At 39.6% G+C, this 8,896-nt stretch carries 9 protein-coding genes; 2 read left to right on the forward strand and 7 right to left on the reverse strand.

The annotated features are described in order from the left end of the window. Window positions 1–101: 101 nt before the first annotated feature. The 4 genes from B2X72_RS13980 to B2X72_RS13995 form a co-directional block, all read right to left on the reverse strand. Window positions 102–1,121, reverse strand: coding sequence for a glycoside hydrolase (locus B2X72_RS13980; protein ID WP_286850034.1), 1,020 nt, complete (start codon window positions 1,119–1,121; stop codon window positions 102–104). Window positions 1,122–1,410: 289 nt separating this feature from the next. Beyond that, window positions 1,411–2,367: a serine hydrolase domain-containing protein gene (locus B2X72_RS13985; RefSeq protein ID WP_145329070.1), complete on the reverse strand. Its 957-nt coding sequence runs from the start codon at window positions 2,365–2,367 to the stop codon at window positions 1,411–1,413. After that, on the reverse strand, window positions 2,368–2,559 hold the full coding sequence (locus tag B2X72_RS13990) for a hypothetical protein (RefSeq protein WP_145329068.1): 192 nt from the start codon (window positions 2,557–2,559) through the stop codon (window positions 2,368–2,370). A gap of 252 nt (window positions 2,560–2,811) precedes the next feature. Continuing rightward, entirely contained in the window at window positions 2,812–4,164 is a 1,353-nt protein-coding gene (locus B2X72_RS13995; RefSeq protein ID WP_088161480.1) for a DUF3472 domain-containing protein, read from the reverse strand. Between the two features lie 412 nt (window positions 4,165–4,576). On the opposite strand from B2X72_RS13995, the gene B2X72_RS14000 reads away from it, so the two are divergent. Continuing rightward, window positions 4,577–5,341, forward strand: coding sequence for a hypothetical protein (locus B2X72_RS14000; protein ID WP_088161481.1), 765 nt, complete (start codon window positions 4,577–4,579; stop codon window positions 5,339–5,341). 131 nt (window positions 5,342–5,472) lie between these two features. Next, the gene (locus B2X72_RS14005; protein WP_208734305.1) at window positions 5,473–6,201 is read left to right on the forward strand and encodes a CPBP family intramembrane glutamic endopeptidase; all 729 of its coding nucleotides are present in this window, start codon (window positions 5,473–5,475) and stop codon (window positions 6,199–6,201) included. A 121-nt stretch (window positions 6,202–6,322) separates the two neighbouring features. Here the strand turns inward: B2X72_RS14005 and B2X72_RS14010 are convergent, their stop codons facing one another. The 3 genes from B2X72_RS14010 to B2X72_RS14020 form a co-directional block, all read right to left on the reverse strand. Further along, window positions 6,323–6,739, reverse strand: a complete 417-nt coding sequence (locus B2X72_RS14010) for a DUF4440 domain-containing protein (RefSeq protein WP_145329066.1) — start codon at window positions 6,737–6,739, stop codon at window positions 6,323–6,325. 76 nt (window positions 6,740–6,815) lie between these two features. Continuing rightward, a complete protein-coding gene (locus tag B2X72_RS14015) occupies window positions 6,816–7,388 on the reverse strand; it encodes a Crp/Fnr family transcriptional regulator (RefSeq protein ID WP_075992538.1) in 573 nt (190 codons plus the stop codon). 2 nt (window positions 7,389–7,390) lie between these two features. Further along, on the reverse strand, window positions 7,391–8,896 hold a 1,506-nt coding region (locus tag B2X72_RS14020), incomplete at its 5' end, for a M20/M25/M40 family metallo-hydrolase (protein ID WP_286850042.1).

The following is an 8,896-nucleotide window of genomic DNA, read 5'->3' on the forward strand; positions in this document are numbered from 1 at the left end:
TTCACTAATTCGCGGTCGATAAGAGATAAAATCTGACTAAAAACCTTTAACTTTATCCTGGCGGTGGGTTATAATTTTGCAATTTAAATATAGCAACTTTGCTATATCCAAACGCCGCCACTTTTTAAACGTTTAGGACGCAAGTGACCTCCAATACTAAAATTCCACATGGAAGGACTCTGGTTAAACCCACGTTGACCAGTGATGATGCCACTTATCTCTACATAGCCATGCCCGGCGAGGATGTCGACTTTGCTTCTGTCCATGCCCGAAAGGAAATTATCGGCAGTTCCCCAGGCCGCATTCTCAGAAGATATGATCTTGGTGGATTGAAGACCCGCACTGTTTAATTCGGGACGGAGGTTGTTGGTAATAAACTGCCCCAGATGTGAAGAGTCCCAATAAGAAGCATCCCAGTCTGAAAAGACATTTTCAGGCTCATTTGAAGGAGAAATAGCATTGATTGTAATCCCCTCGTTCTGAAACGATTTTACAAATCCCGTCAGATAGCGAGCAAAAGCTGTTGAAGAAGTATTAAAATTAAGTCCATTAAACCATTTCGCGGAAATACTGCTCGTATTGGTCTTCATGTATAATGGCGGAGTCCAAGTACTTGCCATAACGAAGGGAACTTCATAGCGTTCTTTCGCTTTCTTGATGATCCAGACCTGCCCAAGTTGTTCTTTTTCGTCTGCTGTCAAATTCTGATATGTTGCGCTATTGGGATCCACGTCAATCGAAACTCCTGCCGGTTTAATGGTGACGACCTTGGTCTGTTGGTTAAAAGGGTAGGTATGAAGTACCTTACCACGAAGGATATTCAATTTCAACCCACTGCCTCCCCATAAATAATCCAGGATACTATCTCTTTTTGCGGATTCAAAGAATGGAACAATCCGACCTCCGAATGCTCCAAATCCATCAATCTTTTGATAGGTTTGATCCCAATTCAATGTTGCAATTGTAGCTCCTGCTTGCGCGGATACTGCAGCTTTTTTGTTAAGTTGTGCCTCTTGACTCTCAAGAGTCAATGAATTTTTTTGGCAACTAAAAATAGAAAATGTGGAAACTACGGCCAAAACAGTATAAAGTCTGCTCCAGCGACTGGTTAATTTTAACATAACTTAGTTTTTAAGATTTGTGAATGAATCATTAATTTAATTGTGCCTGGTTTTCTAGGCGGTTCTCATCGTCGTTGTTTTGTTTGCCTCCTTTCTTTGGTTAAAAAAATAAACATTCACCGATTTCCACATTGGTTAGTTTCCGAAAATTAATAATATTTTGGGAGAATTTATTATTACTTCTATTATTTTAATTTTATTTTTTATTCATTTAAAAATTAATACATATTTTTTTAATGATGACTTAATTTTACCCCTTCTTTTCAGCCGAAGATGAAGATCAAGCTTGTCATTGATTATGCATTAAAAACTGATGTCTGATGGTATTTTCAAGTTTACCCACCATGTGTTGATCAACTGTATCGTTGACAATAATGATGATGCCATAATCGTCTGTAGGATACAGCACACATAAGGTATTGTAGCCTATTTTAGTATTCCCATCGTGATAGAAATAGCGGGCACCACGTTCATCACGATTGATCATCCAACCTAGCCCCATACCAAATCCATCGTCTTTTCCATAAGTCAGTTGATGTGTTAGAAGAAGGGCTTTATCGTTTAATTTGAGATTGGCTTCGATGTAGGTCAACATATCATTGATCGTTGAATTCATTGTAGGACCAAAGTAAAATCCCCTCAAATTGGCAAATGGAACAGGCTGTCCTTTATTATCATGGCCCTGCACAATGTCGTTTTTTTGCAACTCATTCAAGTAGGGGACTGTATGGTACATACCAAGATGTCCCTTCAGATATGCGCTGATAAGATGTTCATAGGAATTCTTATAGCTATTTTCCAACAGCGCAATAAGTACCATTACAGCCATGCTATTGTAACTGAATTTTGTACCTGGAATACTGTCCAACTTGACTTTCCTCAGGTCGTCAAATAGGTTGTCACGACTATAATTTCCAAGGTAGTCTACCTGTTCTGGAATAGCGAGCCCCTTTAAACTATCGACAACTTTTTTAGAAAGTAATCTGAAAGTCTTTGGAAGTGCTGAAGTATGATTTGCAAGATGCTTAACAAGGATTCCATGGCCGTTGTATTGCAAATTGGGAAAGTTTCCGGGCAAGTATTTACGGATATCATCATCGAGGTTGATTTTCTTCTCAATGACCGCTTGTGCAAGTAAAGCGGCTACAAACGTTTTCGCTACCGATCCAATGTTGTAATAGTTATTGGCGTTTGGTAACTTTTCTTTACTGTAGTAGTAGGTTGTTTTGGACCCTTTATTGTAGATTCAAATAGACACGCTAAACGTGTTGTTGTTGGAAAGATAATCGACAACACAACGGTTTACAATCGTATCAAGTTGAGTTTTTAGTTTATGGTCCTTTTTGATGGGTTCAAGATACTGTCCTTTTGATGGAAGGCTATTGATGAGCAACAAGGTGCTCAAAAGGATTGATAAGGGGTTGGATAGTAAATTCATAAACAGGTTTATCATTCTTGAAGTTTGAATTTATTGTCGTTAGTTGGAAAGGCCTTCAGGTTACCTACAAACCCGAGGCGGGGGGATCAGCTATTTATAATGGATCAGCAATTATAATAAAGTATTACTGAAAGCTACGAATTGTTAATTTAAATACGACAAAGTTGAGTTTAAAAGGGACGACACTTCTTAATGAGGTATTGTCCCTTTTATTGGATGTAAATTCAGAATAATTTATTGTAAATATGCTTGTTATGGTAGCGTTGTTAAATTTATTGAAGGCGCTGTGCCAGAACCTGGTTGTGTGAACTTCGTTCCGGGATTTACGACGGTATTGAAAAAACCGCCATTTTTCAGGAAGAAGCTATTTCCGGCTATTCCGCCAATTGCGTCTATACGCTGGTTGTTTGAATAGGTCGCATCGACTGTAAAGGTACTTTCCACAACTTTCAGCCAAGTTCCAGTAGCTGTACGAACCCATTGATTACTATATTCTGCAGAACGGCCAAGGAAGCCATTGTCGGCATTGAAATTTTCGAGGAAGCTATGAAAGCCCGTTAAATAGGTATTTGTTTTGGGACGTTTCCAGCTTGCAATGAGTATCCAATTATTGGTCGAAGGATCATTAAACCATGCCGTAAAATCAGTACTTCCATTGTTATCAGGTTCTCCCTTTAATAAAAATTTATAGGTAGTGGCGGCAGTCCAGTTATACTTGAGGTAGCTTTGTCCACCAGAACCTTCACCACCAAACTCACCTGTTGTCGTATTTGTCCCTTTTCTATTTAATGTGATGCGATCCTCTGCTGGTATTTGGGACGGGTTATCGGTGCTATATGGACTCCAAACAGAAAATAGTATTCTGCGCTCTGTCGCTGAATTGACCTGCATACCGAAATATCCTTGGCCGAACCCATTTGCCATAAAGTAAGAACCTATTTTATCTTCTCCGGCAGGCACTTTCACCTCGCTATAATAATAGGATACTTGCTGATTTGTTGGAATGGTATAACTCAAATGGCAGGATGGGCCCCGTCGCGACCAATAGTAAGTATTATCAACATTATTGTCACTATAAATCACAGTGCCATTTGTTGCCGAACTATCTAAAATCAAGTGTGATACATCTGCAAAATAACCACCTGACTTGGTCACACCTTGAAGATCCATTTTTATGTATCCCGCTGTATTTAGCGAATAGGTACCAACCGTGTAATCCTGTAATGTTCCACCCTTAAGTTTGATTTGTTTGCTTACACCGTTGATTGTTAACTTCACCGTACTACTATCGCCTGAAGGTAGCACTTTAGCCCTTATTTTAACACGTAAAGCGCCCGCTTGGGGGACCTTAGCATAGGTACTGATCACGCTATTGGCATTGGTCCAGTTTGCCAATCCATTGCTATTGATGACTTCTACTGCACCGGAAGGTGCCGAAGTAACAAAAGCATTGCCACCTAAGGGAACTTCGTATCCGCTTACACCAGGGGATGCGGCCCGTAGCGATAATTTCTCTTCTAAATTTGTTTGTACCTCGCTTTTTTGGCAAGAAAGAAAGCTTGCCAATACTGTACAGAGCAGTAGCGTAATTTTGGAATATCTCATAATTTAAATTTAATTGTTCACCCTAATTTTATAAATACAATTAAATTAAACGAAAACTATACAATGCAATCGTTTGTGTGAATTGCTTTTGTAACAAAAGAGATACTTTAAGTAATGGTCATTATCCATTTAATGAATTGTCGTTAGGTAAACATTGCAATGCGCAATAGTTTAAATCGTCCCCAATGGTTGGTTTCAAAGAAATGGGCCGTAAAAGGAATTCGTGAAAACGGATAATTAGGTCGTTGAGTTGAAGTAAAGTAGCATAAGCCAAACTATGCTTGATTTATAAATTATATTTTTATAAATTCATTATGGAAGATTAACCATTTATTTTTCGCTTAAGCGAGAGCAATCATTATTGTTATGAACTTGCCGTAATAACATATTGAAATTTATAAAAATTAAGCCAATGTCCGAAAATAATTTTGCTGAACTTTATAAAACTTGGCCCACAGATCAGTTGCTGTCTGTGGTAGATAATCCCGATCACTATGAGCCTTCGGCCCTTGAAGCTGCCGAGATTGAATTAAAAAGTCGACAGTTGACCACCGAGGAGTTGACAGCAGCAAGATATGTGCTTAACCAGCGAGAAGCGGAAAAAGAGACTAATATTGATACGATAAAAGCCAAAGACCAATGGACTATTACCGGTAGATTTGATACGCCCAGGGTACAAGTGGTCAAAAGAAGTATCGTGCGGATCTCATTTTTTACAGGTATCCTCATTGTGTTTAAAGGCTATAATCTTTTTCCTGCACTGTTATATCCGATCAAATATTTCAAAGAGCTACCGGATAACTACACATTATTGTCCTTTTTCAATGTAATGGTTTTAATAGTAGGTTTCCTTTTGTTTTGGTTGTTGAAAAGAACTGGATGGATACTGCTCACACTCTTTTTTGCAAGTTCCTCATCCATGGTTGTTTCTACCTTGATGTACATGCTCTTTCAAAGCAGAAGGGAGGCCAAAATTTTAGTGGAGTTCAATCCAATTCTACAGCCATATCCTTTGGAGATGTATATCTTACCAATTTTGCTCTATGGTTTTTTGACCTGGATTTTGTGCACAAAAAAAATACGTGAATGCTATTTCATTAGTAAAACAGCGATGTTTTGGACACTTGCAGTTGGTATATTGTTGATTCCATGCCTTTCTTTTTGGCTAATGCTTTAATGCCGATTAATTTTTACTTTTGAAGGCAAACCTGCTTTTATCGTTTTTTTGTAAGTTCGCGACTTCCAATTTTGTAGTCGTTATTTAACAAAGAACAGTTGCTGTAGGGACAATAGACTAATAAATAGTGTATGAAGATTATTGAAAGCATAAAAAAGACGAACTGGTTGCGTATCGCATTATTTTACGGATTGTTGATGTTGGGAACTTTTGCTATACGAAAGCTTCCTAATATTTTCCAGATGGCTATGAAAGATGTTTTTAGTTTTCCATTACCCTGGAATATGAATCACGGATTGATTATTCTGATTATCTCGGCATTTTTTTATGCTTTGTCAAAAGTCGTTTCCACCGTTACACTTTTTGGCCCTAATAAAACAAAGTCACTGTTGTTTCCATTCCTTTTATTCGCAGGATATGGTATTTATGGATTTAATAATAATTACGGTGTCGATGAGCACGTTTGGGCACTGTTGTTCTGCCTGTTTACATTGCTGTATGATATCATGGAGGAATTTACTTGGCGGGGCTATTTGAATGATAGTCTAGGTGAAATAAAATGGCCCATTAAAAGTGTGATAACGGGAATATTTTGGGCGATTTGGCATCTTTTAATTTTTGATAATTTTAGCCAATTTGGTGGTTTTGCCGGATTTGTGCTTTTGTGTATTGTCTTTTCATTTGTATTGACTTTCTCCACCGTAAGAACCAATTCAATTATAGCTCCAGCTACTTTACACGCACTTTTGGGGAAGACAAATTTAGTCACCCTGTTATTATTTATACTGTTTATTATTTTATTACTCTTTTGGAATAAGAAATTCAAGGGATCAACCAGCGATGCCGAACTCAAATCGTAGGAAATCGCTGGAGGACCATTGCTGCACTCAGCCGATCAATTTTGAGTATCTGACCATAAGGAACAGCGGGCACAAACCATAGCGATCTATAAACAAACTGCTGCTCCCTAGGTCATTTAGACTATTCGGCCAGTGTATCGGCATGTCGATGCATAAGCTTCCAGGTACCTTGCTCTTTTCTGAAGATTTCGGTGATTCTGAGATTGAAAATCACCACGGTATCTTGTCCTTTTATGTTGACGGACGAACGTTGTATACCCGTCCAATAGGCTAGCGTATCACTTGCATCTTGATGGATCACTTCAAATTTGTTTTGTGCACCCGGAAGGAAATTGGAAGCTCCTTTTTGGTTAAAATCATTGACCTGTAATACCCCAGAAATATATATTCCATTGGGCGGAAAAATTGTGGCAGGCTCATTTGAGACAGAAATATCTTTTAGGGAATCAAAATGACCCTCCACAAAATCTGTTGAGGCTTTTAAACGGATAGCCATAAATTTTTCGAAATCCAAGAGTGCATTATTGGATGTTTTCATATCTTTTATCTTTGTTTAATTGATACAAAGTTCCCAAAATGAAATTATTCTAGCCTGTGACAATCGTCACATAATGTCAGGTGTTTAATCTTCTCCGACGAATCCGGCTTAAGGTTTCTCGAGCTACTCCCAAAAAAGAAGCCAATTGAGAAAGTGGTACACGTTGTGAAATTTCTGGATATTTTTTTTCTAGATAACACAGACGTTCGGCAGCCGAATAGAGTTTAAATAGATTGGCAAACTCTTCCTGGCGTGAAGCAAACTGCCTGATACAAAACCGTCCCAACCGTTCTATTTCTATAACCTGTGCAGCAAGTTCAAATAGTGTCGACTTATCAAAAATAATGGTCCTTAAGTCCTCACAGGCAACGATGTTAAATTCGGATTTTTGCCCGCTGCCAAAACTTTGAATATTGGTAGCGATATCGTTTTCAAAGAAAAATCCTGTGTTTTTGACAGTTCCATCAATAACATAATAACTTCTACAATAGCCTTTGTCGATAAAAAAGAGCGAATTGCAAACTTTACCCTGTTCCAGCAGTAAATCATTTTTTTTGAAGTTACGCAATGTCAATGCTGGCTGCAGCAAGTGCCAGCTATCCGTCGAAAAGTCAACCAATGCGTGAATGTAATTGCGAAGATTGTCCATGGTTAAATGGTTTCATCGTCGTAGTGACGCATAATGTAATAAAAATAGTCTATCATCTTCAGGTAGTTTTCAATGCTGATGTATTCATTGGTACTATGCATACTCTGCTGTTCAGCGTGATTAATTTTAATGGGCATAAAGCGATAAATATGATCACTGAGATTTTGGTATTTGATAGCGTCGGTTCCGCCAACAGTCAGGTAAGGCGTAACAATAAGATCAGGGTATAGCCTGCGGATAGAAGCTTCCATCATCGTATAGGCTTTAACGTCTGTTGGTGAAACTTTGGATGCTTCTCGGGCATTGTCGACCTGTTCGATTTCAACATCAAACCCGCGTGTAGCCTGCTCGACATGATCCCGAACTTCCCGCAGGGTGTTTTCAGGCAGTAGCCTAAAATTGACAACAAATTCAACTTCAGGTGAAAGTACATTGGGGGCATCGCTGCCCTTCATCATCGTCAGTGCTGTAGTTGTTCGCACGAGGGCATTAGTCGAGTGGTTTTTCGTTAGTTGAGCCAGAAGTAAAGGTTCCATAAGCCAGCGATTAGCGATCGCAAAACGGGAGACAAAAGGCATGCTACCACCAACCTGTTGAAAGAAGTTTTGGATCATAGGGCTGATCTGTGCTTTCATCTGGTGATTTTCTAAGCGCTGCATAATGACTGCCGCTTTACCAATTGCACTCGTCGTTGGTGGCATCGAAGAGTGCCCACCAAGACCTTTGACCTTAATTTTCAGGGATAAAAATCCCTTCTCCGCGCAACCGATCAATGCTACATCGGAGCTGATTCCCTTGACCGAGCCCTTTTCCAGAATGAGTCCACCCTCGTCATAAACGGCTTCGAATTTAAGACCTTTTTCTTTGAAGTAGTCTGCTATTTTAGCTGCGCCGCGTACGCCACCAACTTCTTCATCAAAACCAAAAGCGAGGTAGATATCCCGCTTGGGCTGTACCTGTTCTCGAACCAACTGTTCCGTAGCTTCAAGTAAGGAGAAGAGCATGCCTTTCATATCTAAGCTTCCGCGGCCATAAATGCGGCCGTTGGCTACTGCCCCCGTAAAAGGTGCATAGTCCCATTCTTCGGCTATTTCACTAACCGGCGGTATTGCCTGGTCTCTAGGCTGAAATAGCGTTGAATCGTTATTTTTTATAGCAGCTGAACCGGGAGGAACCACATCCATATGAGAAAGAAAGGGTAGCGGAAGCAAGCTATTGTCGCTTCCCTTGAGTCGAATGACCAGCGCGTGGCCATTGACCGTATAGGTTTCCAGGGAGCGATAGATCAGTGGGAAATTGTGCCTGATGTAACTATTAAGTTCTTCAAAAGGAACATGATTAAATAATGTCGAGTCGCCAAAAGAGATTGTGGCTATTTTGATGCCGCCGGCAAATCGGGCAACAATGCTATCATTGACCGCTGGCTGCACAGGCGCTGCAGCAGATTTTTTGACACGCGTAAACGGGTAAGTCAGCGTTCTAATTAAAAGCCCAATGATAAATAGGAT

The organism is Sphingobacterium sp. UBA7253 (assembly GCF_002472745.1).
In the GTDB taxonomy this organism is placed as follows: domain Bacteria; phylum Bacteroidota; class Bacteroidia; order Sphingobacteriales; family Sphingobacteriaceae; genus Sphingobacterium; species Sphingobacterium siyangense.

What these genes read in the sequence shown, in the direction of transcription:
- B2X72_RS14005 (WP_208734305.1), top strand. Translation starts at nt 5,473, where the DNA reads ATGAAGATTATTGAAAGCATAAAAAAGACGAACTGGTTGCGTATCGCA.
- B2X72_RS14000 (WP_088161481.1), top strand. Translation starts at nt 4,577, where the DNA reads ATGTCCGAAAATAATTTTGCTGAACTTTATAAAACTTGGCCCACAGAT.
- B2X72_RS14015 (WP_075992538.1), bottom strand. Translation starts at nt 7,388, where the DNA reads ATGGACAATCTTCGCAATTACATTCACGCATTGGTTGACTTTTCGACG.
- B2X72_RS13990 (WP_145329068.1), bottom strand. Translation starts at nt 2,559, where the DNA reads ATGAATTTACTATCCAACCCCTTATCAATCCTTTTGAGCACCTTGTTG.
- B2X72_RS14010 (WP_145329066.1), bottom strand. Translation starts at nt 6,739, where the DNA reads ATGAAAACATCCAATAATGCACTCTTGGATTTCGAAAAATTTATGGCT.
- B2X72_RS13980 (WP_286850034.1), bottom strand. Translation starts at nt 1,121, where the DNA reads ATGTTAAAATTAACCAGTCGCTGGAGCAGACTTTATACTGTTTTGGCC.
- B2X72_RS13995 (WP_088161480.1), bottom strand. Translation starts at nt 4,164, where the DNA reads ATGAGATATTCCAAAATTACGCTACTGCTCTGTACAGTATTGGCAAGC.